Source organism: Leifsonia aquatica H1aii (assembly GCF_000633535.1).
In the GTDB taxonomy this organism is placed as follows: Bacteria; Actinomycetota; Actinomycetes; order Actinomycetales; family Microbacteriaceae; genus Leifsonia; species Leifsonia aquatica_A.
In genome coordinates this window covers 76,610-100,195 of sequence record NZ_AYMR01000008.1, presented here as the reverse complement: position 1 = coordinate 100,195, position 23,586 = coordinate 76,610, and the positions used below count along the sequence as shown (strand labels likewise).

The 23,586-nt window shown below is 62.7% G+C and carries 16 protein-coding genes; 11 read left to right on the top strand and 5 right to left on the bottom strand.

Features of this window, described 5'->3' with window-relative positions:
• The first annotated feature begins 4 nt into the window (after window positions 1-4).
• The gene (locus U870_RS23625; RefSeq protein ID WP_081815226.1) at window positions 5-1,102 is read left to right on the top strand and encodes a LacI family DNA-binding transcriptional regulator; all 1,098 of its coding nucleotides are present in this window, start codon (window positions 5-7) and stop codon (window positions 1,100-1,102) included.
• Here the strand turns inward: U870_RS23625 and U870_RS0108170 are convergent.
• Window positions 1,063-2,688, bottom strand: coding sequence for a family 43 glycosylhydrolase (locus U870_RS0108170; protein WP_052357639.1), 1,626 nt, complete (start codon window positions 2,686-2,688; stop codon window positions 1,063-1,065). The two genes, U870_RS23625 and U870_RS0108170, sit on opposite strands and share 40 nt — an antisense overlap.
• A 147-nt stretch (window positions 2,689-2,835) precedes the next feature.
• Here U870_RS0108170 and U870_RS0108165 point away from each other — a divergent pair, with 147 nt between their 5' ends.
• The 3 genes from U870_RS0108165 (at window position 2,836) to U870_RS0108155 (ending at window position 10,467) form a co-directional block, all read left to right on the top strand.
• Entirely contained in the window at window positions 2,836-3,897 is a 1,062-nt protein-coding gene (locus tag U870_RS0108165; RefSeq protein WP_025156914.1) for a LacI family DNA-binding transcriptional regulator, read from the top strand.
• Window positions 3,898-4,636: 739 nt separating this feature from the next.
• The gene (locus U870_RS24825) at window positions 4,637-6,019 is read left to right on the top strand and encodes a glycoside hydrolase family 36 protein (protein ID WP_052357638.1); all 1,383 of its coding nucleotides are present in this window, start codon (window positions 4,637-4,639) and stop codon (window positions 6,017-6,019) included.
• A 200-nt stretch (window positions 6,020-6,219) separates the two neighbouring features.
• On the top strand, window positions 6,220-10,467 hold the full coding sequence (locus tag U870_RS0108155; RefSeq protein ID WP_025156912.1) for a discoidin domain-containing protein: 4,248 nt from the start codon (window positions 6,220-6,222) through the stop codon (window positions 10,465-10,467).
• A gap of 755 nt (window positions 10,468-11,222) precedes the next feature.
• Here U870_RS0108155 and U870_RS23080 read toward each other — a convergent pair.
• Window positions 11,223-11,792 carry a hypothetical protein gene (locus tag U870_RS23080; RefSeq protein ID WP_205288747.1) on the bottom strand — a complete coding sequence of 190 codons (570 nt, stop codon included), beginning with the start codon at window positions 11,790-11,792 and terminating at the stop codon, window positions 11,223-11,225.
• Here U870_RS23080 and U870_RS24315 point away from each other — a divergent pair.
• On the top strand, window positions 11,773-12,075 hold the full coding sequence (locus U870_RS24315) for a hypothetical protein (RefSeq protein WP_162819110.1): 303 nt from the start codon (window positions 11,773-11,775) through the stop codon (window positions 12,073-12,075). The two genes, U870_RS23080 and U870_RS24315, sit on opposite strands and share 20 nt — an antisense overlap.
• A gap of 676 nt (window positions 12,076-12,751) precedes the next feature.
• On the opposite strand, the gene U870_RS24650 is transcribed toward U870_RS24315, so the two are convergent.
• Window positions 12,752-13,075: a DNA cytosine methyltransferase gene (locus U870_RS24650; RefSeq protein WP_240183657.1), complete on the bottom strand. Its 324-nt coding sequence runs from the start codon at window positions 13,073-13,075 to the stop codon at window positions 12,752-12,754.
• A 447-nt stretch (window positions 13,076-13,522) separates the two neighbouring features.
• On the opposite strand from U870_RS24650, the gene U870_RS23615 reads away from it, so the two are divergent.
• The 4 genes from U870_RS23615 to U870_RS0108125 all read left to right on the top strand — a co-directional run bounded on the left by U870_RS23615 (window position 13,523) and on the right by U870_RS0108125 (window position 18,548).
• Window positions 13,523-13,942 (top strand): GNAT family N-acetyltransferase, encoded by a 420-nt coding sequence (locus U870_RS23615; protein ID WP_025156909.1) that lies wholly within the window; start codon window positions 13,523-13,525, stop codon window positions 13,940-13,942.
• A gap of 113 nt (window positions 13,943-14,055) precedes the next feature.
• Window positions 14,056-17,589, top strand: coding sequence for a MobF family relaxase (mobF, locus tag U870_RS0108135; RefSeq protein WP_029947382.1), 3,534 nt, complete (start codon window positions 14,056-14,058; stop codon window positions 17,587-17,589).
• A 212-nt stretch (window positions 17,590-17,801) separates the two neighbouring features.
• Window positions 17,802-18,134, top strand: coding sequence for a hypothetical protein (locus U870_RS0108130; RefSeq protein ID WP_025156907.1), 333 nt, complete (start codon window positions 17,802-17,804; stop codon window positions 18,132-18,134).
• A 9-nt stretch (window positions 18,135-18,143) separates the two neighbouring features.
• Entirely contained in the window at window positions 18,144-18,548 is a 405-nt protein-coding gene (locus U870_RS0108125; RefSeq protein WP_025156906.1) for a hypothetical protein, read from the top strand.
• 27 nt (window positions 18,549-18,575) lie between these two features.
• On the opposite strand, the gene U870_RS0108120 is transcribed toward U870_RS0108125, so the two are convergent.
• On the bottom strand, window positions 18,576-19,259 hold the full coding sequence (locus U870_RS0108120) for a hypothetical protein (protein WP_025156905.1): 684 nt from the start codon (window positions 19,257-19,259) through the stop codon (window positions 18,576-18,578).
• A gap of 895 nt (window positions 19,260-20,154) precedes the next feature.
• Here U870_RS0108120 and U870_RS24310 point away from each other — a divergent pair.
• Both U870_RS24310 and U870_RS0108115 read left to right on the top strand, forming a co-directional pair.
• Window positions 20,155-20,406 (top strand): hypothetical protein, encoded by a 252-nt coding sequence (locus tag U870_RS24310; protein WP_162819109.1) that lies wholly within the window; start codon window positions 20,155-20,157, stop codon window positions 20,404-20,406.
• A 736-nt stretch (window positions 20,407-21,142) separates the two neighbouring features.
• Window positions 21,143-22,051 carry a DNA adenine methylase gene (locus U870_RS0108115; RefSeq protein ID WP_029947381.1) on the top strand — a complete coding sequence of 303 codons (909 nt, stop codon included), beginning with the start codon at window positions 21,143-21,145 and terminating at the stop codon, window positions 22,049-22,051.
• Here U870_RS0108115 and U870_RS23610 read toward each other — a convergent pair.
• Entirely contained in the window at window positions 22,002-23,531 is a 1,530-nt protein-coding gene (locus U870_RS23610) for a hypothetical protein (protein ID WP_081815223.1), read from the bottom strand. The two genes, U870_RS0108115 and U870_RS23610, sit on opposite strands and share 50 nt — an antisense overlap.
• Window positions 23,532-23,586: the final 55 nt, after the last annotated feature.

Below are 23,586 nucleotides of genomic sequence, written 5' to 3'. Positions count from 1 at the left end.
TCACGTGTCGGAGTCGCGCGGGGACGATGGGTCGAATGTGACCTCTCAGCGGACGGTGACGCTCGAAGACATCGCACGCGAAGCTGGCGTCTCGGTCTCCACCGCCTCCCGAACGCTCAACGGTCGTCCCTCCAAGGTCAGCGAGAGCACACAAGCGCGCGTCCGGGCGGTCGCGCAGAAACTTGGCTATGCGACCAACCTTGCTGCCCAAGCCACAGCGTTAGGTAGGTCTCGCTCGGTTGGGCTGGTCGTCTCCGGGATCCCCGACGACTATCAGAACCCGGTCACGGCCGGTGTATTCCGATCCGCCTCAACCCGGGACCTGCTCGTCAGTACAGGCGTGACGAACATCTCGGATGTGCAGCGCACGCGACAGGTCGTTAGGCAACTACGCGGTCAACGCCCCTCTGTCATCTTCGTGGTCGGAACCGAAGCTCCGGAGAGCCCTGGAATGCCTGAACTCGTCGACGAGCTCTCTTGGATGGAAGGCGAAGGCGGCCGGGTCGTTCTGATCGGAATCAGCGGCACGCCCTTGGACAGCGTGGTCGTCGACGACACGAAGGCCGGCGCCGACATGGCGGCCGCCCTAGCAGAGATCGGATATCGCGAGTTTGCCGTCCTCGCCGGCACCGGTGCAGGATTGCTGGCTCACCACCGTGCGAACGGCTTCTCGACGGAGCTGCAGAAACGAGGAATTGAGCTGCGCCCAGACCGGACGATCTGGCATGACTTCACCCATGACGGCGGCTACCGAGCCGCCGGTGAACTACTGCGTCGGCGCCCTGGCGTGGAAGCGGTCTTCTGCGTCAACGACGCGATGGCCATCGGCGCGAGCGTCCGTTTCCGCGAAGCTGGGCTCCGGATCGGAACTGACATAGCAGTTGCAGGCTGTGATGACATTCCCGCGCTTCGGGACATTTACCCACCGCTAACCAGCATGCACTTGCCCTGGCTGGAGGCAGCTGAGGCAGCGTTTAGCCTATCTGACCATTCAGAATCCGAGGGGCGAACGATCGTCCTCGAGGGATACCCAGTGGTGCGAACATCAACACCCGGCGTAAATCAACCTTCGTCGTCTGGCCAGAACCTGGTTTCGACGTAATCAAAATCGGCGTACCACCCTGTCGCGTCAAGGTCTTCGGACCGCACGCCGGCGAGCAGGCCCGTGAATCGCAGATCGCCACCGAAATCGTCTGACAGTTTCCACGCCGGGAACACTCCAGGCAACGTGTCCCACTCATCCCCGAACTCCGACGCGACCGCGAACTGCAGGTCGCCACCGGTCAGTTGTGCCCTCATCCGCACAGGAAGGACCGTTCGGGCACGGAAAGGTCGCGACCAAGTAGTGCTGCGGTCCCGTTGCATCACGCGAAGATGGCGACCGGACGTCTCATCCCAGGTTAAAGCCAGCCAGATCCACGCCGAGCGGTTGTACCAGACGGCCAACCCGGCCGCCTGGCGGGATGAGAAAGGGTCTGCGTCCACGAGCGTCTCGACTTGGGCCGACGACTCCTCGATGCGCTCGACAATCATCGACTGGTCGAACACGCTCGAACCCGACTGGCCGCCATGAAGGCGAAGCCATCCTGGTCGTGTGTTCAGATCCAGTGCCGTACCGAGCTCTCGCCGAAGCGTCGACCACCGCCGGGTGTCCAGCCGCTCCGTGTCGAAGTCGTCCCGATGAACCGCTCGAGCCGTCGGCCCGCCGGCGCCGACGGCTCGCTCTGAACGGAACGTGACCGTGTCCAAAGGATGGTGGCCGCCCTCGCCGAGCCGTATCCAGCCCTCGGCATCGAACTGCACGCGCTGAAGTGCCGTCTCCCGACCCAGCATCGAGAACCGCTCGCCCGCGTGCAGGACGGGCCGGCTTGCCAGATGGACAAGCGCCCATTCGCCTGCCACCGTCTGAACCAGTTCGCCGTGACCGGCCTTTGACATCCGGCTGGCGAGAGTGTCGCGCGCGGTCAGAACCGCGGGTGCGTGGTCGCGCTGGTACGGTCCAGTGATGCACCGGGACCGGGCGACCGTGATGCCGTGGTTCCAGCCGGTGCCACCTTCGGCGAGCAAGAGGTAGTACCAGCCATTGAGGTAATAGAGGTTCGGGCCTTCCGCGAGTTCGTCCTGCTGGTAGATCGGCGTTGCCGACCCGACCGTTTCGGTCCCGGGGAAGTACTCCTCAAGCACGATTCCGGAAAAACTGTCGGCATCCGGTCGATGGTCCCATTGAACTCCGACTAACCAGTGCCTGTCGTTGTCGTGAAACATCGAAAAGTCGAAACCGCGAGACCCGAGCCGGATCGGAGGCGACCATGGCCCCTCGATCGAGGTCGAATGCACCAGATAGTTATCAAGGTCGAGGTCATCACCATCCATTGTCCGAACGACCGAATAGACCAGCCAGAACTTGTCGTCCGCCCAGGTTAGGCTGGGAGCCCACACGCCGCCCGAATCCGGATAACCGGTCAGATCGAATCCGTTGCTTTCATCCAATGCGTGGCCTGCGACGGTCCAAGACGCGAGGTCGGTGGAGTGATGAAGCCGGACCCCTGGGAACCACTCGAAGGTGCTCGTCGCAACGAAGTAGTCCTCGCCGACCCGACAAATGGAGGGATCAGGGTTCATGCCACGCAAAATCGGATTACGCACACTAATCGTCGGGTGACCCTGATCGGGCGATGGCGCTCCCATTTGGCTCCTTTCGCGCCTTCGTGGGCGGTCGATCCGCGGCCTCAACCCTAGCCGTCCGGATGTTCTAGTGGCAAACGTTGTCCACGCGCAATAGCGGCGGCGTCACATAGGCTCAGGAGGTCTGGCACCAATGTGAGAGGAGAAGCAGTGGCGAAGAAGCTGACTGCGAAGCCGCCTACGCTCAGTGATGTCGCCCGCCGGGCGGGTGTGTCGGTTCCGACCGCGTCCCGAGTTTTGAATGGCGGCGTTCGTGGTGTCGAAAGCGGAAGCACTGAGCTGCGGCAGCGCGTGCAGGCTGCGGCCCGTGCTCTCGGTTATGCCGCGAACCCCGCTGCCCAGACGATCAAAGGTGGACGGGGCAAGACCCTGGCGCTTCTCGTCGGCGACATTGAGGATCAGGGCTCGGCGACCATGATCGCGGGCGTCATGCACGCCGCCGAGCGAAGGGGGCTGTCGGTCGCCGTTCGGACAACGGGCGACGACGGCGAGCGTGAGCAGCGGATCTTGGTGGCCCTACGGGGAGAGCGACACCTAGGTGTGATTCTCGCCACGAGCCGTAGCGTCGACCCGGTGCGTGAAGCTGCGCTAGGTCGCGAGCTGGATCTGCTGCAGGAGCAGGGGGCCCGTGTCGTCCTCATTGGAGATAGCGGTCTGGGTTTCCCCAGAGTCACGGTGAACACTTCGGAAGCGGCCTCTGCGCTAGCCGCGGGATTGTTCGATGCCGGCGGGCGTCGCTTCGCGATCCTAGCCGGGCCCGCTGATCAGATCACATCCCGTGACCGCGTCGATGGGTTCCTTACGGGGCTGCGACTGCGGGGCATCGACCACGACGAGGTCGAGGTTGTGCATAGTGCGTTTTCCCGAGATGGCGGTTATGACGGTTTCGGTCGGCTCGGCACGGCGGTCTCGAAGTTGGATGTGGTTGCAGCCATGAGTGACGCTATGGCTGTCGGCGCGATGGTTCGCGCCAGGGAAGCGGGCCTCCAGGTGCCCTCACAGATCGAGATCTCCGGCTTTGACCATGCGCCGATGATCAGCGACCTTCTTCCGTTTTTCAGCACGGTAGAAGTTCCCTTGCGCGCCTTCGGGGAGGCGGCCGTGTCCCTGGTTGTCGACAGTGGGGCCGAGACGGTGGACACCGTCACGCTGAGGGCTGAGCCGCTCATCTGTGGGCAGCGTCTTCTCTCAGGACGGCCCGCCTCCGATTGAAACGGGCGAACGGATAACGCTATCCTCGTAAAAACTGAGTGAGGAGTGCATCATCGTTTCCGAGATCGTCGCCGAACCCGAAGCTGCCCACCTGATCGTTGACGAGCTCACGTGGGACCAGGACACCCCGGTATCCATCGACCACCTGGGAGGCTCGACTTTCCTAGGTCGCCGGGGCGTCCCATTGGTCGAATTGTTCACCGCGGAAGAACAGCGCGGACGCACAAGCCAGGCATACTCTCGCTCCGCCATCGGTGCCCGACTGCGGTATGTGAAACATTCGACGAGCGAACGAGGCCGGCATACGCAGGTTGTCGTGGAACAACGGGACGAGCGCACAGGAATCCTCGCACGAACCACGATAGTCCGACCCCGCGGGAGCTCTGCAACCCGCTTCCAAACCGAGGTCATCAACACGTCCGATAGTGATTTTGTCCTGACTGCCCTCACCTCACTCACGATCGGGTTCGGGCACAGTGAGGACGATCTCGATGCGTGCTCACTGCAGCTGGCGCGCTCGGAATGGCTCGCCGAAAACCGATGGTTCGAACACTCACTTCGCGATGTCCTCCCGCGGCTGTCGCTCGGCTTGCATGGACAAGACGGCCGCGGGCACTTTGGAGTCAGCAGTCACGGTTCCTGGTCTAGCGGTGAACACCTCCCAGCCGGCATCCTGACCTCGGCGGCAGGTGAGGCGGTCGCCTGGCAACTCGAAACGAGCGGACCCTGGCACTGGGACATGTCGCAGGCGAGGGATGGAGGTGTCCTCTCTCTATGCGGGCCGACCGACTTGGAACACCAGTTCGCAGCGACTCTCTCCCCAGGCGAATCCTTCCAGAGCGTCCCAGTGGCGATCGCCATCGGTCGCGATGGGCTCTCCGATGCGGTCGCGGAGCTGACCGCTTACCGACGTTGGTTGCGCTCCGAGTCTGGAGGTCTCGACGACCTTCCCGTGGTCTATAACGACTTCATGAACACGCTAATGGGGCAGCCCTCGACCGAGGCGCTGATGCCGCTCATCACTGCGGCAGCCGAGGCAGGAGTCGACTGCTTCTGCATCGATGCCGGCTGGTTTGCGGACCCGTCGCTCGGAGACTGGTGGGCGACGGTCGGGGAGTGGCGAGAAGCCGACCGGCGATTCTCGTCTGGATTCCGTTGCCTCATCGACACGATCCACGACAGCGGAATGCGGAGTGGAATCTGGCTCGAACCAGAAGTCGTCGGTGTGGAGAGCCGGATCGCCCAGTCGCTACCCGAAGCGGCGTTCTTCCGCCGCTACGGTCAGCGGGTTCGCGAGCACGACCGCTACCAGCTCGACTTCCGCCACCATGCAGCCCGCGCCCACCTCGACGCCGTCGTCGACCGTCTCGTGAGTTACGGCATCAGCTACTTCAAGCTGGACTACAACATCAACATCGGTGCAGGCACAGACTGGGGCGTGGCCGGATCGGGCGCCGGACTGCTCGCGCACACCCGGGCTTTCACCGACTGGATCGCCGGGATTCGAGCCCGTCACCCGCACGTGAGCATTGAGAACTGCAGCTCTGGAGCGATGCGAGCCGATTACGGTTTGCTGGCTGTCACGCAATTGCAGTCCACTAGTGACCAGCAGGACTTCCGTCTCTATCCGCCGGTGGCCGCCTCCGCCCCGGCGACGATCCTCCCGGAGCAGAGCGGCAACTGGGCGTATCCTGCCAAGGACATGTCCGTCAAGGAAACGATCTTCACCTTGGTGACGGGTCTCTCCGGCCGCTTCTATCTATCTGGATTCCTGAACGAGCTCGACGCTGACGCTCGCGAGTTGACGGCGCAGGCCGTCCGGTTCGCCCACGGTCAGCGCGAATGGCTCACCCGAGTGACGCCGTTCTGGCCCGATGGGTTCCCGTCCTGGGACGACTCTGTCGTCTGTCTTGGCCTCACCGATGGGGACATCAGCCGGCTCTTCGTCTGGAATCGGGGTGCCGCTCCGGCGCGGCTGGTTCTGTCGGACCACTCGAACGCGGCGGTCGCATTTCCCCCAGGAGCACCGGCCGGTGACGATGCCTGGACGGCAACGGCGAGCGAGGAGGGGCTCGTGATCGAGATTCCGACGGGCCCGACCGCGCGCGTCTTTGAGCTCTGACCCGCGCGTCGTCGGCGCGTCTCACAGTCCTCGATGAACGCGCGATTCTGGTTGATCTGCAAACGTTCTCCACTCGGCCTAGCCGTTCAGGTGCATGCCATCTTGACGGAGGTTAGAGCGCGTGCGATGCTTCATGCGGATAACGCTATCCATGCGCGCTCGACACGGTCGGGCGGTATCTGCAACGGAGGAGAACTCGCATGCTCGACGCACCAACACGGCGGAGATCAGCGCTCGCAGCGCTGATCTCCGCGTCGGCGTTGATCATCGGCACGGTAGCGCCGGCCCAGATGGCCAGCGCCGACACCGGATCGCCGGCGATCAGCACCGCAGTCACCATCACGCCTACGACCAGTTCCCAAGGCTTCATTCACCCGGGTATCGGTGTCGCCGCGTCCGCGCTCGCCAACGCGCGTGCTCAGCTGCTCGCGGGCGCCGACCCGTGGAAGAGCTACTTCGCGGCGATGGTCGCGACCCCGTACGCGAGCCGGACCCTCACCTCGTCGAATCAGGGCCAAGCGGACGGCGTCCCTCTCAACAACGCGTTCAACAACGTCGACGTCGAGAACAAGCTCGGCAACGACGCCTCGGGGGCGTACACCCAGGCGGTGCTGTACTACCTCACCGGCGACCCCGTGTACCGGCAGAACGCGCTGAAGATCGTGCGGGTCTGGAGTCATATGGATCCGACGAAGTATGCGTTCTTCGCTGATGCTCAGATCAAGTCGGGTGCCAACCTATACCGGATGATCGCGACGGCCGAGCTGCTGCGCTACACCTCGGTGGTGCCAAGCGCCGACGCGTACCCTCTCGCTTGGACCACACAGGACACCGCTGACTTCACGAACAACTTCATCGTCCCCGCCACCCAGACGTTCGCGTACAGCAATGCCTGGTACATGGGACAAGGGACCATCCCGCTCATGGGTGCCATGGCGGGATACATCTTCACCGACAATCGCGCCCGCTATGACGAAGGCGTCGAGTGGTTCACCGTAAACGCCAGCGCTCCCGATCCGGACATCAACGGTGCGCTGAGCTCGATGTACCGCCTCATCGACAAGAGCGACCCGCGCAACCCCTACGGCTACTCCTTCGTCAACCATCTGGAAATGGGACGCGACCAGGCTCACGCCGGTGACGACGTCTTGGTCCTCACCACCCTCGCCCGGATCGTGTCCACGCAGAACACTCGGCTCGACCCGAAAGCGGGAACGGTCTCGACGAAGAAGAACGCTGTCGACCCGTACAAGTTCCTCGGGGACCGACTTCTGCTCGGTGCCAACGCCTATGTCGGATTCATGATGGGTCACGATGTGCCATGGATCGATGTCACCGGTCAAGGCGGCCAGCTCGCGCAATCGTACCGGGGCCGGTGGAGCGACTCCCTCAACGAGCTATACCACATCTACACCTACAACGAGGGTGTCGACGTCGCCAAGAAGGCTCCGTACATCGCTCAGCAGTTCCAGCAGCGCGACGGAGCCCTGTTCTACAACTTCGACAGCCTCGAGATCGGCAGTCAGATCGGCTCGGACGGCCTCCGCAGTTTCTGGGGTGGCAGCTTGACAGGCGATGACTACTGGCTGTCCATCCCCGCCGCGGCCAAGGGCGAGGCCTCTCCGGCAGCGGACAAGCGACTCCAATTCGACCAGAAGGCCTCGGTCATCACCGGCACGGGCAGCGCCCTCACGGAAGGCGACCGCACCTTCCTCCGGACGAACGTCAAGACGGCGGGAACGACCGTCGCCGTTCGCTCCCTCCTCTACGGAGCCAGAAGCGGGTACAGCCCGGTTGCCATCCAAGTGCGCACCAATGAGGTGTCCAGGCTCGACGTACGTCGCGTCCCCGACGCAGCCCCATACCAGTCGCTGACAGTTCCCAACACGCATGGGCAGTGGCGTTACATCACCTACGACATGGACACCCACGTGGTGCCGACCTCGCTCATGGGCGACAACAACATCGTCTACTACACGTTCACCGGCAAGAAGAGCCAGCTCGACCTGGACTACGTCGTCGCCGACGCCGCCAGCACCGTTACCCCGCCGATCTTCCCGCAGGGGACTTCGGCAACCGTCATCGGTATTCAGAATGTCGCGCTCACCGCGCAGTTCACCGCCACCGATTCCGACGCTGAGGCGAACCTCGCCTACTCGGCGTCTGTCGCGCCGAAGAGAGCGAGCCTCGACAGCGTGGACGGGACACTCACCTGGACCCCCACTGCCAAGCAGGTCGGAGACAGCACGGTCATCGTGCAGGCCGACGATGAAGTGGCAACAACCGGGTTGAACGTGAACGTGCGTGTCGCCAAGGATCGGGCCGGCGCTGTGCAACTCGCGCAGGCGGGCTACGACTCGAGCCAGGCTTACACGAGCCCAACCAAGAAGGCATACGGCACCGCCCTCGCCAAGGCGAACGCGCTCGTGAACTCGGGAAGCAACGCGGCCTTCGCCGCGGCGATCGTCGCATTGCAGAAGGCCGTGGGTGGACTCACGCTGCTAAGCCCACGACTGGTCGACGGCACGCTCAACTACCCGAGAATCACCACCTCCACGCTGGACTCGGGTGTGGTTGGCAACCTCGTCGACAACGATAACTCCACCTTCGCCGGCGATCTCTACGTGAACTCGTTCACGTTCGACTTCGGCGGCGGCTACCGGGTGAAGAGCTCCGCATTCGACCTGCAGGCACGCCGGACGTTCGGAAACCGATCCCAGGGAACCAATGTCTACGGCTCAAACGACAACGTCAACTGGACCAAGCTGACAACTAAGATGACCACGAACACGAACAACCTCGAAACGCTGCCGGTCGACCCATCGTTGACCAACACGGCGTTCCGGTTCCTGAAGGTCCAGGTCGATCAGCCGGGTGCTCCATCAGATCCGAACTTCCCGGGAATTTTCAGCGTTGCAGAGTTCCACATTCACGGTGACCGTGTCGAAGCCGTCGATCGGGTCGCCTCCGCGAAGATCAGTGCCAACGACTCGGTTCCGGGTATCGCAACTAACGGTGACACGGTGACGGTGGCCTTCACGACCACCGAGGCTGTCTCGAACGTTCATGGCACGATCGAAGGCACGGACGCGACCATTTCAGGTACTGCGACGAACTGGACTGCCTCTGCAGCGCTCCCGGCATCGATCGCGTCTGGACGGAACGCGACCTTCTCGATCGGCTACACCACGGCCGACGGGCAGACCGCCGACCCGCTGGTGGTCACCAGTGATGGGTCCAAGCTGTTCCTGTCGAACAACACCGGACTGATCGGAAACGTCACCGGGATATCCAACCCGGTCTCCGCCGCCGGCGAGCTCGAAGCCTCGAAGCAACCTTATGTCGCGAACATGTTCGACAACAACGCGTCGACGTTCTCCGACGTCGGTCCCGTGAACGGGCGTTACTACATAACGCTCGACTTCGGCGCCGGCGGCTCGGTCGCTCTCGACCACGCTGAACTGCTTGTCCGCCAAGACAACTGGGGTCTCAGCCGAGCAGGCAACCTCCACATCGAAGGATCCAACGACCTGACCACGTGGACGACCGTCACCAACAACGCGAAGTCGACCCTGGACTGGCAGACGCTCGCCCTGCGACCCGGCACGACGACGACCGCATACCGCTACCTGACGATCGCGAACACCGACTGGATCAACATCGCAGAGTTGCGGCTGTTCGGTGTGTACATCGCTCCGCCGCCCAGCTCCGTGGCGTCGGCGCACATCGGATCCGACGGTCCGGTCGCCAGCCGAGCCGTCGGTGGGAACATTGTCACCCTCGACTTCGCCACCAGCGAGGCGATCACGGCGGTCTCCGCGACCATCAATGGCTCTGCGGCGACGGTGACCGGGGGAGGCGCGACCTGGCACGCGTCCTATCAGGTTCCCTCCGATGTCTCACCCGGACGGAACGTGGGCTTCACCGTCCAGTACGCCGGCCCGAACGGAGAGACGCGGCAACCGCTGACGGGGACGACCGATGGATCCAGTGTCTTCGTCTCCTCGGACACCGGGCTGATCCACAACGTGCCAACGGTCTCCACGCCGGTGTCGTTGTCTGGACAACCAGAGACAAACAAGCAGGTCTACATCAACCGCATGTTCGACGCTGACGCCTCGACCTTCTCCGACATCGGACCCGTCGGCGGGGCGTACTACTCGGTCCTCGACTTCGGGGTCGCCCACACCGTATCCATCGACCATGTGGAGCTACTCGTACGCCAGGATGGATTTGGCACCGGCCGTTCGGGGAACCTTCACCTGGAAGGTTCCAACGATCTGAACACCTGGACACCTATCACGGGCAACGCAGCGGCGACGCTGGCGTGGCAGACCATGCCCACGCCGAGCGGCACGGCAACACACACCGGGTTCCGGTATCTCAAGATCGCGAACACCGACTGGATCAACGTCGCTGAACTGCGGCTGTTCGGCTCACTGAGCTAAGCGCTCACCAATAGGTGAAGCCCGCGTCAACCAGCGAGGGCTTCACCTATTGCGTCTGGTCAGCCCAGACGCAAAACACTCCGTGACACCGGGGAAGCTCGACCGTTGCTGTCTGCATAACGGTGTCTGGGGTGGGTCCACGGGAGTTCCTCAACAACGGTGGGCGAGGCCGGCGGCGCAAGTTGCTCACGCGCCGCTATTCAGACACCCCTCACCCTCCTAAGAGTGCCGAAAGTGTCAAGATAGTGCGAAGATCCGCCGGTTTCATTCGCGTGAGGCTTTGTTGCGCCCCGGGTTCATCGGAGGCTCGTGGCTGATCCGTCCGCTGTTACGACGGGGGATCAGGGTAACGTAAATTGCTGTTCTTCGGGTTCGAAGAGCGGGATCATCCCGTTCGCGGAAGGCAGGCGTCGGCGGCTGAACCAGTCGAACTCGCTGAACACCAGAGCAGACCCGTGGCGCGCTGTTACTAGCTTCACGCAGTCGTAGGCTGCTGGCCGCACGGCTCGGTGAAAGGAACGCGTCCGCGCGAAGAGAGGTGCGTAGTGCGTGTCCCTCAATCCGATCAGTCTCTCCTTCGTCTCCTGAACGGCAGACATGGCCGGCCGGAATCTGAAATGCGAACCGTCCGGTGGGGTACTCATCTCTCGATGACTACACCTACTGGAGTCCTCAATCTTCGCGTTCAGCGAGGTCTGCTTGCGCGGAGACGACGCGGAGCATAACGCCTGCGAAGATCGCCAGGCCGATCAGGATCAGTGCGGCAATGCCGACTGTCCAGGCAAGGCGCTCGTGAATGCGTCTGTTGCGGCGGTCGCCAGTGCAGCACCGATCTCTCCGGGGAGTTGAGCGGCGTACATCAATGCGGCGGCGAGGGCCTCTTTCGCGGCGTCGAGTACCCCGGAAGGAAGCCCCGCCGGAACCGTGTCCGCCAGACCGGTGCGGTAGAAGCTGATCAGCACGCACCCGAGGATCGCAATACCGAACGAAGTGCCAAGTTCGTAGCCGGTGTTGCTGATCGCCGCAGCCTGACATGATTCCGCGAGGCGCACCGAACTCATGATGAGATCGTTGGTAAAAGTCAGACCCACACCCGCTCCTAGGCCGACGAGGCAGAGAGCGACAGCGAACACCCAAGGGTGAGTTTCCGAGGTGAGGGTGAGCAGCATCGCGAAACCACCTGCCGTGATGAGCATGCCCACGGCGACGATGATCGAGGTTGGAACCCGCTTGACGAGCGCAGCGGCGAAGAAACCGACGATGGCCGAGACAGCCGCCTGAGGCAGCATCCACAGCGCGGATTCGATGACTGAGTCCTGCGACAAGTTGCAGGAACTGAGTGAGGGCGAACATCGCACCGACCAGTGGGAACACCGAGAGCAGGTTGGTGAGCACAGACCCAGTGAACGCCCGTACCCGGAAGAGACGCACGTTGATCATCGGGATCGGCATGCGCAACTGCCTGACCGCGAACATCACGACCAGCATGAAGCCGGCGAAGAAGGTGATAAGCGCGATGCCCGGTTCCTTGCCCTCGGCGAAGGTCTTCACGCCGTAGACGATGGCGAGCATGCCAGCGAGCGAGAGGAGGATGCTGGGGACGTCTGAGCGGCCAGGGTTCGGGTTCTTGTTCTCGGGCACGAGGAACGGCACCAGGGCGAGCAGGAGCGTCATGACCGAGATATTCATGAGGAAGGTAACGTGCCAGCTGAACGTCTCGATCATCCAGCCGCCGGCGATCGGGCCGGCTGCGGCGCGGAGCGCGCCCATCGCCCGCATTTCGGGTCCGTGACCCAGCCGGGATCCAAGCCCATCAGTCACTCGAGGAGCGCCGGCGCCGGTCTCGGCCCTCCGGATTCGTGGATGAGCGGGGGCTCGGAGCCTCGCTTCCGATGATGTGCTCCCATCGGGCTATGGTGCCTGCGTATCGTCCCCAGCGGTGAAAATGACGTTGATCAGCGACCACAGGGTCTCCGATTCGTTCCGCCATTGAGGTGAGCCGTTCGGCCCATTCAGAGCGAGGTCGATGATCTGGTGCGAGAGAGCGATCGTGGCCCCGACGTACTCCCACCTGTTCCAGGCGTTCCCCTCCCCGCGAGGCGCAGGACGTGAGCGGGTGCGGAACAGTGGCACGGGCGAGGATGAAGACGCGGAACCGGGGATGCGAAGCACCGAGGAAGGAAGCAGGTAAGCCGATCCATCTCGCGCCATGCCCGAGGTCGGCCAGATCTCCGAGTACGGCACCGAGCGCCGGGAGAGGTCGAGCGGGCTCGTCTCCCACACCCTAGAGGTCGGGTTCCAGGTCGCGAAGGGTTGCAGGGTCAGTGGTCGTATAAGGGTCTCCTTCAGGGGTTGCGCGAATGGCGGATGACGACAGCAGGCCGCGGACGTATTCGGGGCGCAGGTGTTTGATCGCGTAAGCCATGTGCGCCCAGAGCCCGGAGCGGGTGCCTGGTGCGAGGCAGGCCATCTTCCCAAGGGTCGAGACGTCCCGGCAAGGGAACCCGCCGCGGAGGATGTCCACCGGCGGCACCTGATCCCAGCTGATTGTGGTGATATCGCCGAGATTCGGGGCGTCCGGCCAGTGGTGCACGAAGACGCGCTGCACTGGGCTGATCTCGGAGAACCAGATCGTCTGCGCGTGGAGAGCATTTTCGACGGCAAGGGTCGAGACCCCCGTAGCCGGAGAACAACGACCCGGCGCGGAGAGGCTCTGTGCTTGGGGCGGGGTCTTCTCGCATCGGGGCTCCCGATGATTGGTGAGCCCGTCCCGCGCGCGGAGTGCTGCCGGATGGTCACCTCTTAGGTGCACCCCGTGCACACCCCGAACGCCTGCCACCCACGCACAAGCTCCGTCACGGACGCCCGGTTCAGCCGGCCCGCCAGGCACCGCCGGCCAGTTCGCCGTTCGCCACGCACCTGAGCTTCCACGCTTCTTGCAGATGAGGCACCGCGAGCGCTCCGCAGATGCCTCGCGCCCGCCGGCGAAGGACATCCGATACGTACGGAAGGAGCTTTCCTCGTCGTCCCGCCGCCGGTGTGCTTGGCTTGCAGCATGGAAGTTGCTTGGTCACTGGAAGATCGCCTCCCCACTCCCGGTGAGCACCGACGGCTTGCCGAGGCCGTCGGATGGGGTGAGTCCTTTGACTGGGACACGCTGCCGGCATCGCTCAACGGATCGACGCTGGGTGTTGTCGCCATCTCCGGGGAACGCGCGATCGGAATGGGGCGTGTCGTCGGCGATGGTGTGAAGTACTTCGCGATCCAGGACCTCGTCATCGATCCCGAGTTCCAACGTGCCGGTATCGGGCGCGCGCTACTGGACCGGCTGCTCGGGCTGATTGCCGATCGTGCGCCCAGTGCGGCGTCGGTGACGCTCTTCGCGTCCAAGGCCGGCGAGACGTTGTATGAGGCGGCAGGATTCCAGCGCAGCGACATGGTCGGGATGTTCCAGAACGTCGAACCGCGCACCTGAGATCAGCTCTCGCGGCGCCGCATCCCGTCAGGGCGGGTTGCGTCGGCTGACCCCGCAAGGAACGCGTGACGGCCGCTTCGTACCTGACGGTTGTGACGGTTTCGATGCGGGTGATGAGCGCGGGCGATGGCTACAAGTACCTTCTGCGTTCTGTCGCCGCGGGTGACGGAGACCGTAGCCTGTCGACCCCGCTCACGCGTTACTACGCCGAAGCCGGAAACCCGCCCGGACGTTGGCTTGGCAGCGGGCTCGCCCACCTCGCCGACGCCCGTATCCTGATCGGCGACGAAGTGACCGAGGAACAGCTGCAACTCCTGATCGGTGAGGGGCGCGACCCCGCGACCGGAGCACCGCTAGGACGTGCGTATCCGGCGTACGCGTCGGCAGCCGAGCGCATTCGCACACGAGAAGCAACGCTCGACCCCGAGCTGGGGCCTGCTGCCCATGCCGCAGCGGTCGCCGAGATCGAAGCAGAAGAGAACCGGCGCGGAACGCGAAAGGCAGTTGCGGGCTACGACTACACCTTCTCGCTGCCGAAATCGGCGTCGGTGCTCTGGGCGGTTGCGGACGCGGGCACGCAAGCACTGATTGCCGAAGCGCATCACGCGGCGGTTGCGGAAGTGATCGACTTCATGGAACGGGAGGTTGCGGCCACTCGTGTCGGTGCAACCGGGCAGGACGGCGGTGCGGTTGCGCAAGTCGACACCTTCGGGTTCTCCGCAACCGGCTACGACCACTACGACTCCCGCGCCTCAGATCCGCACCTCCACACCCACGTCGTCGTATCGAACAAGGTGAAGACCGTGCTCGACGGGAAGTGGAGATCGCTCGACGGCCGCCCGATGCATGCCGCCACCGTCGCGCTCTCGGAACTGCACGAGGCGATCATCGCCGATCACCTCACGCGACTCCTCGGAGTCTCGTGGGAAGCACGAGAGCGCGGACGCGACCGCAACCCTGCATGGGCGATCACGACCGTGCCCGAGGATCTTGTGCTCGAGTTCTCCACCCGCGCCCACCAGATCGACAACGCCGTCGCGACCCTCATCGCCGAGTATGCGCAGCGACACGGGCGACAACCAACAAAAGCGACGATCATCAAGCTCCGCGCCCAGGCCACACTCGCCACCCGACCGGAGAAGAAGGTGCGGTCGCTCTCAGACCTCACGGACGAATGGCGAGCCCGTGCAACGAGACAGCTTGGGCAAGACTCATCTGTATGGGTTCGCGACGCGATCCCCGGCGGAGAAGTGCGGGTGCTGCGCGCCGACGATCTACCTCTCGACCTCATCGACGAGATCGGTCAGACGGTAATGGTGGCCGTGGGTGAGAAGCGGTCAACGTGGCACCGGTGGAACCTCACCGCGGAAGCTGCGAGACAGACCATGGCATACCGGTTCGCGTCAACCACCGACCGAGAAGCCGTGACCGGACTCATCGTCGACGCGGCAGAACGCGCCTCCCTGCGACTGACACCGCCAGAACTCGCAACGTCGCCCGCCCGGTTCCAACGGTCAGACGGATCCAGCGCGTTCCGGCCACGGCACGCCGCCCTCTACTCCTCAGAAACCCTCCTGGAAGCGGAAGCACGACTCCTCGAACGCTCCCATGCCACCACCGGTCCAGCGCTCCCACTCGCCCTGACCGAACGAGTCGCAACGCGTCCGGACCAGGAAGGCCGCGTGCTCGGCGCCGACCAGGTCGACGCTCTCACCCGGATCGCGATCTCCGGCCGAGTCCTCGATCTCCTTGTCGGCCCAGCCGGAACCGGAAAGACCACGGCCATGCAGGCGCTCCGTGTCGCCTGGGAACAGCAGCACGGCGCAGACTCCGTGGTCGGCCTCGCCCCGTCCGCGGTCGCCGCCGAGGTACTCGCCGACGATCTCGGGATCTCAACAGAGAACACTGCGATGTGGCTGACGAAGCACCTCCACACGGGCGACACCTTCCGGGCAGGACAACTGGTGATCGTGGACGAAGCGAGCCTCGCCGGCACGCTCGTACTTGACCGGATCACTGGCATCGCCGCGGATGCCGGAGCAAAGGTGCTCCTCGTCGGCGACTACGGCCAGCTCCAGTCCCCAGCAGCTGCTGGTGCGTTCGGACTCCTCGCCGGCGACCGCGACGACACCCCGGAACTCTCCACGATTCACCGCTTCACGAACACGTGGGAGAAGCTCGCCTCGCTCCGCCTCCGCCTCGGCGAAACCGACGTGATCGAGACGTATGAGAACGCCGGACGAGTCGTCGGCGGCAGCACCGACGACATGACCGCCCGGGCCTACGACGCCTGGCGTGTGGACCGCGAGGCCCGGACAGAGACGATCCTCGTCAGCGACTCCGCCGACGCCGTCACGGCGCTGAACCTCCGTGCCCGCACCGAACTCATCCTCCAAGGCATCGTGCGACCGCTCCGGGGCGAGGTCACGTTGAGCGGAGGTGCCCAGGCTGCGGTCGGCGACATCGTGATCACACGGAAGAACGACCGGAAGCTACGCACCAAGACCTCGTGGGTGCAGAACGGAAACCGATGGAAGATCACGAAGATCCGCGGCGACGGATCCGTGACCATCCGCCCCGTTGACCGCAGCCGCGGCAAGTCGATCGTGCTCCCCGCCAACTACGCCGCCGAGCATCTCGATCTGGGATACGCCACCACCGCCCACCGCGCCCAAGGCATCACCGTAGACACCTCGCACGTGCTGGTCGACCCCGCTATGACCCGAGAGAACCTCTATGTCGCCATGACTCGTGGCAAGGATGCCAATTTGGCCTACGTCGCCACCGATACGCCCGACGAAGCGCACCAGCACCCGCACGAAGCCGAGAATCTGGAGGAAGCTACCCGGCGAGTGCTGTTCGGGGTGCTGAACCACTCCGGAGCCGAGCTCTCAGCGCACGAGACCATCGAGCAGGAACAAGAGAATTGGGGGTCAATCCGTCAGCTCGCCGCCGAATACGACACGATCGCCACCGAAGCCCAGCACGATCGCTGGGCGACCCTCGTCCGCAAATCCGGCCTGACCGAGCCACAGGTAGAACAGGTACTCACCTCAGACGCGTTCGGAGCACTCGCTGCTGAATTGCGGCGAGCCGAGGCGAACCATCACGACATCGACCAGCTCGTCCCACGGCTTGTCCGCGCCCGGGCCTTTGACGACGCCGCCGACATCGCGTCCGTGCTGCACTGGCGAGTCGCTTCCGCCACGGAACGCCCCGCGCATGCCGGGCGGCGCCAGCCGCCTCCACGGTTGATCGCGGGACTTATCCCGATCGCTGCCGGCATCCGCGAACCCGCCATGCGCCATGCGCTCGCACAACGGCATCAACTCATAGAGGAAAGGGCCAGCGCCCTCGCAGAACAGGCCATCGCTGACGGAGCGCCCTGGGTTCGGGCTCTCGGCGGACGGCCCGGTGATCCACGGAATACGGACGCCTGGCTCCGACATGCGCGCACGGTCGCCGCCTACCGTGACCGGTACGCGATCACCACCGCTGACCCGCTCGGCCCGGAACCGGATCAGGTGGCGCAGAAGATCGATCGATCGCGCGCCGCGCAAGCTCTCCAGCGGGCGAGAACCCTCACTGTTCGCCCTCCACGGCCGAACGCGAACACCCGAGTACCGTCCCAAGCACGCTCGCTCTGACTGCCAGCATCTCGTTCGCAAAGGAAGCCCGATGATCGACGGGCGCCGCGACGACTCCGCCTGATCTCGGGAACAGTACCGCTTCCGCACACACGGACGTACAGTAGAAGTGGAACGGCAACCCCTGCGATAACACTCTTAGCCCCTCGGGCAGGCCTCCGGGCAACTCTCAAAGCGCCGCTCCTCATGCCGTGCGCTACGAGAGGAACACCATGCTTCGCTTCATCTTTGCCGGAGTCGCCCGCACCTACTACTTCCTGGCCCGCTACGCCCCGGGACCACGACTGATCTCACGCATCCGTCGCCGCAACGGTCTGAAATGGGGCGTACCGGCGATGCTCGTCGCGGCACCCTACTTCCTTGTCGCGAACCTGCTCCAAACCCTCATCGAGGGCGGCGGCTCCGCATGGCTCAGCCTGCCGCTGCTCTGGTGCCTGATCATGGGGATGGCTTTCATCTTGCTCGGACCGATCAGCGTGGTCTTGCTAATCATCGCCCGAACTCGTGAGACGGTCGAATCTCGGCACGTCAGTAGCGGCCGATAGAATCCTCGCGTGGCGCAAAGCAAGAATCAGCAGGTCAAGACCGTTGTTGTCGGGATGGCTCTTGGTGTGCTTGCCCAGGGTGTCGAGGCCGTCACCAGCCGGAAGATGGCGCTTGAATTCGCATTCAATTACGCCTGGCGCCGATGGCCCCAGGCGAGGCTTTTTCCGAGCATCGGAGGCCATGACCCAGGCAACATGTTCTGGATCGGTCTCGGCAGATCAAAACGCCGCCAGGGGGCTATCGCGGCCTGGGACGAGAGCCAGTGGTGCGCGCCATACCTCACGCAAGACTGGTCTGTTGAGGAGGCGCTCGAGCACCACTCAGACGCGGAGGTCTCCGCTGACGACTGGGCTGAGCTGGGGCGGCTGTTCGTTGGACACTTCAAACCGGAAGAGATTCGCCATACGGGTTAGTCGACCTTCGCTTGCCTTAGATCGCGTCTAACCAGGATTCGGAACGCCCATGGCGTTTGAGTCAAGCGTGAAGTAGTTCTGGGATAGGTCGTGTTCGATCTGCGCACGCACATTGGCGATGATGTGGAGCAGATCGTTGAAGTGGTAGATAACGGCTTGGAGCGCTGAGTTCATGTTGACGTTGTCCAGCCGGGCGAGGCGATCGTCGTCTTCGTGGAGTGCTATGCCGTAGATGTAGTCCATGGCGATGAGATCGCTGCCGAGGAGTTGGCCTGGCCCCAAGCCATTGTCCATCTCCAGTCGGCCGGAGTGGAAGAGAGGTCCGGAGGCGCCAATGCGTGAGCCGGTGACGACCTGTGCCACATGATCTTTGAGGGGTCGTCGCGCACGTGCTTGCTCAGCGGTTAGCAGGGATTGGAGTGCGTTGACGACACCAGGAACGTAGCAGTCCTCGCTTTCGGTAAAGAAGACGCGGCACTCGACGATCGTCGAATCGACCATGCGTTTGCTCAGACCAGGCTGATTGATGCTCGCGAGGTGCCAGTCATCGTCGCCTGCTGACCGCTCCCATTCGAACTCGAAGACGGGGATACGTCCTTCCTCATCCCGCAACGCAGTGATGGGCTCACCGAGGTCCGGTCCGGTTCTGTTGAGGAACTCTCGAACCTTTCGACGTGAAGCCTCCAGGATGTGCTCAGGCGCCGGGGACATACCGTGACCCTACCTCCTTGCAGTGCGCAGGTGGTGACGAGTCGCCACCTGGTTGTGAGCCGGCTCCGCCAGCTCGACCATCCAGCGAGAGCCAGGGCCGAGGCAGTATTACTGGATACTAGGTGCATGGCGGAAATGCACGACGCTGATGTCGACAGTCCAGAGGCAAGCTCGTCGAGAACAGGGCGAAAGCGGGTACTCAGCGCCGGAGTGAACTTCACCAACCGTCCCGAAATGAAGTTTGCCCGCGCTGTGCACCTCGCCAACGAGCTACGCGGGCGAATCGACGAGTGGTCAGCCTCTGAAACATTGCTTGCACGACTTCACCAGATAGATGATCACACCATTCAGTTCCGTCTCGAGACGCGCACCCCACCGCCCATAGATGAGTGGTCACTCATCCTTGGCGACGCACTGCACAACCTTCGGAGCGTCTTCGACACCGTAATTTGGGCCCTGGCAACACTTGACGGGGCTGAGCCTAAGACTCCTACACAAGTCACATTCCCCCTCACAGCAGACCAAGACGAGTGGCGAAAGCGATCGAGGGTGCTTGAATCTGTACCTTCGGTGTTTCTCGAACGAATCCGAGAACTTCAACCTTGGGCACAGGATTCTGAGCGGGATGACAGCCTACTCTGGCTACTACACCGCTTCGACATCATCGACAAGCATCGTGGTCTGATCTCAGGCGCGCTTCATTTCCGTCAGCTATCGATTCCGGGTCTGGAACTGAACCTCAGGCCAGTTGATACAGCCGACCAGGCACAAATGACGTACGAGATCCAGAAGGATCCGATCCACGCGCAGGACGGAACGGTCCTCACGACAATCCGGTGCGATACCCATTCGATGCACCCGGATCCCGGATCCCGGCTATCGGGCGAAGGTTCAAGTGCAATTCAGGCTGCACTGGGACGACGAACGCGGCGTCTTCCTCGATGCATTCCTGGGCGACCTGATCTCAAGGACCCGCCAATGGCTAGACATCATCTACGGTGGACGAACCTACGCCCAAGCTCAGGCGATGGCGCGTGAGGATTCCGACGCCAACATTGTCTCGGGCTATCACGACGAAACCGGGAAACTCCATCTACTACGGTTCCAGATGCGTGAACCGGAGGGTATAGCAGCATCGGGACCGTGAGTGGCTGGCTCGACCCGATCTAGTGACACGGGACCGTATTGAGTGGCTCTGCGTCGAGCAAAAGTCGCGTCGAAGCTCACGGAGGTGCGGGGTACTGGTGTGCCCCACCCTCCGGGCCATGAGCTGACGCGTTAACCGGGAAGCTGCGTCGTCACTAGGCCGAGACATATGGCTCCGCGTTATCGTCACCGTAGCCGATCACATGATCGAGTGCCACGATGTTGCGCACGTGCGGGCTACCTGGCGAGCGTAAGTAGCGGTCGCTCGCCCCAGTTTCCGTCATTCCGCTGGGCAGCGACGAGACTCACTCGGGATTCGAAAGTCCGTCATTTCGCTCCCGTACTCCTTGCCTGGATGAGCCAAGACGCACTGTGGCGCCAACTATTGGACGCGCACGGGGCCTCGGTGCGAATCAGCACACTCCTTGTGCGGGAAGAGAGCGGTGCTTCATGAGACGTACTTGCGTTGACACCCGCAAGTAATCAAGAAAGAGGCGTGTCTTCCGCGAACTTGCTTGCGTTACAAGTAGTATTCGTTACATGAGCGACATCTCAAGCCTCAGTGACGCAGGTCTCAAGGACCTCGATCGCGCACTTCGGCATGAACGACTTCGACGACGCAAGGCCTGGCACACCTGCGAGCGCTGCAGCGAGGCCTTCCTCGGAAGAGGGGACGCTCGATTCTGTTCAGCGCGATGCCGAGTCGCGGCCCACCGCGCAGGGAAGGAGTGAGGGTTATGAATGATCGGTTGCGCGTCATCGCGTCTCGTCGTTACGGCACGCTATCGCCGCTCCGCTATCCCGGCGGCAAGGCCGCGCTCGCAGGCCTCTTCGGTGACATCATCAGGTCGCTTGGGCTTGAAAACGCCCGCTATGTTGAACCGTACGCAGGTGGAGTCGGGGCCGGCATCGCCCTCCTTCGCGAGGGGATCGTTCGCGAGCTCGTCGTGAATGACATCGACCCAGCCGTCCATGCCTTCTGGAAATCCGTTGTCAATGACAATGCCCGACTGGTAGAGATGGTTGCATCAACAGATCTAAGCGTTGAGGAGTGGCGGCAGCAGCGAGAAATCTATCGAGCCCGAGATGAAAGCAATGCCCTTCGTCTTGGGTTTGCGTTCTTCTTCCTGAATCGAACAAACCGTTCGGGCATCTTGAACGCTGGTGTCATTGGCGGCCAGCGTCAAGACGGGAACTACAAGATTGATGCCAGATTCAACCGGGACACTCTGATCGAGCGACTTACTGCCATTGGTGATCTCGCGGATCAAATAATCGTGTCAGATCTTGATGGCAGGACCGTGATCCAACGATATTTCGGAGATGAACAAGCGTTCATGTACATTGATCCACCGTACGTGCAGGCCGGATCTCAGCTGTATCTCAATGCGTTCGATGGACGCGATCATACGGCCTTGTCTTCCGTCGTCAACTCCGTACAAAAGGCGCACTGGCTCATGACTTACGACACTGCTCCGCTGATCGAAAAGCTGTATCGCGAGCACTTTCAGTGCCGACTGGAGCTCACCTATTCGGCGAGGTACCCCGGAAAGGCCGAAGAGTTGCTCGTCGCGTCGCGTGATGTCGCTACCGTGATCAAGGAGTTGCAGAGCCAGGCGGCATTTGGGAAAGCAGCAAGCGCCTGAGCAGTGGCCCAACGGCCTTCCAAGCTTGCCGCACATCGTCGGCGTTCACTGACGCGTCCGCGCTGTGTGCGATGAGGTTGAACCACTGAATAGAGCCGTGCTTGTGAGCGTTCCCGGTCTGAATCGCGTTGATCGTCGCTCGGAGCGACTTGTCCTGGCCATAGGACTGAACGACTTGCTTAAACACCGCATTCAACTCGCCAGACACCGGCGTGGACGTTCCCTCAAAATGCACCTTGATAGTGGATTCCAGAACAGAACGCATCAAGATGGCCGCGGCGATGGGCAAGTTCGACAGGCTGATCTTACGAAGCTCAAAGTAGCGAAGTTTGAGGTTCAGCGGTGCGTTTTCGTATCCCAAGCCTGAAAGATCGAGGACGACCTTCGTGTCGGGATGGTTCGGGCCGCGGCCGCCAGGTATGCCTGGGGAGCTAGGCGGTTGTGGCGTTCCAGGATTCGCGCCACCGCCACCTCCTCCGGAGGTGCCCCCTCCGGTGGTGCCTCCGGTTGGAGGTGTTCCTGTTCCAGGCCCATAAGGTGGCGTAGTGGGCGGGGAGGCGGGCGGCGGAGTGGGAGACTGCGTGGTAGCGCCCCTGAGCCGGTCCAGGAAAGGCTGATGAGCAGGATCAGATTTCTTGAACTCAGCGGAGCGAGTATTCAAACGTCCAGCTCGAAATTCTCCAACCAAGTATTCCAAAGCTTTCAGGCTATTCTTCGACAACTTCGCGGACGCCTTTTCGGGCGGCAACGAGCGAGGAACTAGCATGCCTTCCTTGTCGAACTCGACGCCGATGATCGCGGCGATGTCTTTGTTGCGGTAGGCGTACTCAAACGCAGACATGGCCAACTCGTCACTGGCTGCGTACTGGCGCAAGCTCTGTTCCGCGAAGGGTGCGGCCGTGAGGAAGCGCCGCATCACTGCCATCTTCATGAAGCGAGCAATTTCGACATCGGGATACTGCGCTTTTACGTCCTCGACGGTTGTTTGCTCATCCACCAGTGAATAGTAGAAAGTTGCTTGTTGGTCTCGGCTCCAACGCTTCTTTGATATCCCCGTGTGCAGTCGTGCGACGTGTGGGGCAGCAGAAGCACGGTCGGGTGCAACGATGACGCGAATGCGTTCAGGAAGGTTTTCTGCCTCCAAGGCATAGCGCTTGAGAAGTGCCCGAACTTCTGCTTCGTGGCCAGGAGCAATCGTGGGGTCCTGGAGAGCTTTCAATGCGCTGACACGTCGGTTGCCCTCGAGGACGATGTACGACGGGTTAGCGCTATCGTCGGACGCCACCACGATCGGCACCTCGTTGTCAAAGTATCCATCACGCAGGATAAGTCGTGCCGCGCTGAGAACGTCCTCAGAGGCGAACAGGTACTTGAGTGCCCCGGCTTCGTCGTCGCGACGCGTCGGGATGCGGTAGTTTTCCAGATCGAGCAGGAGCTTGTTGAGATCAACCTCAACAATCGGTAGCTGTTCGTATGCCATTCCAGTCCTTCGCTCCATTGACCCGCCTGGCGGTGACACTCCCGAGAAGATCAGG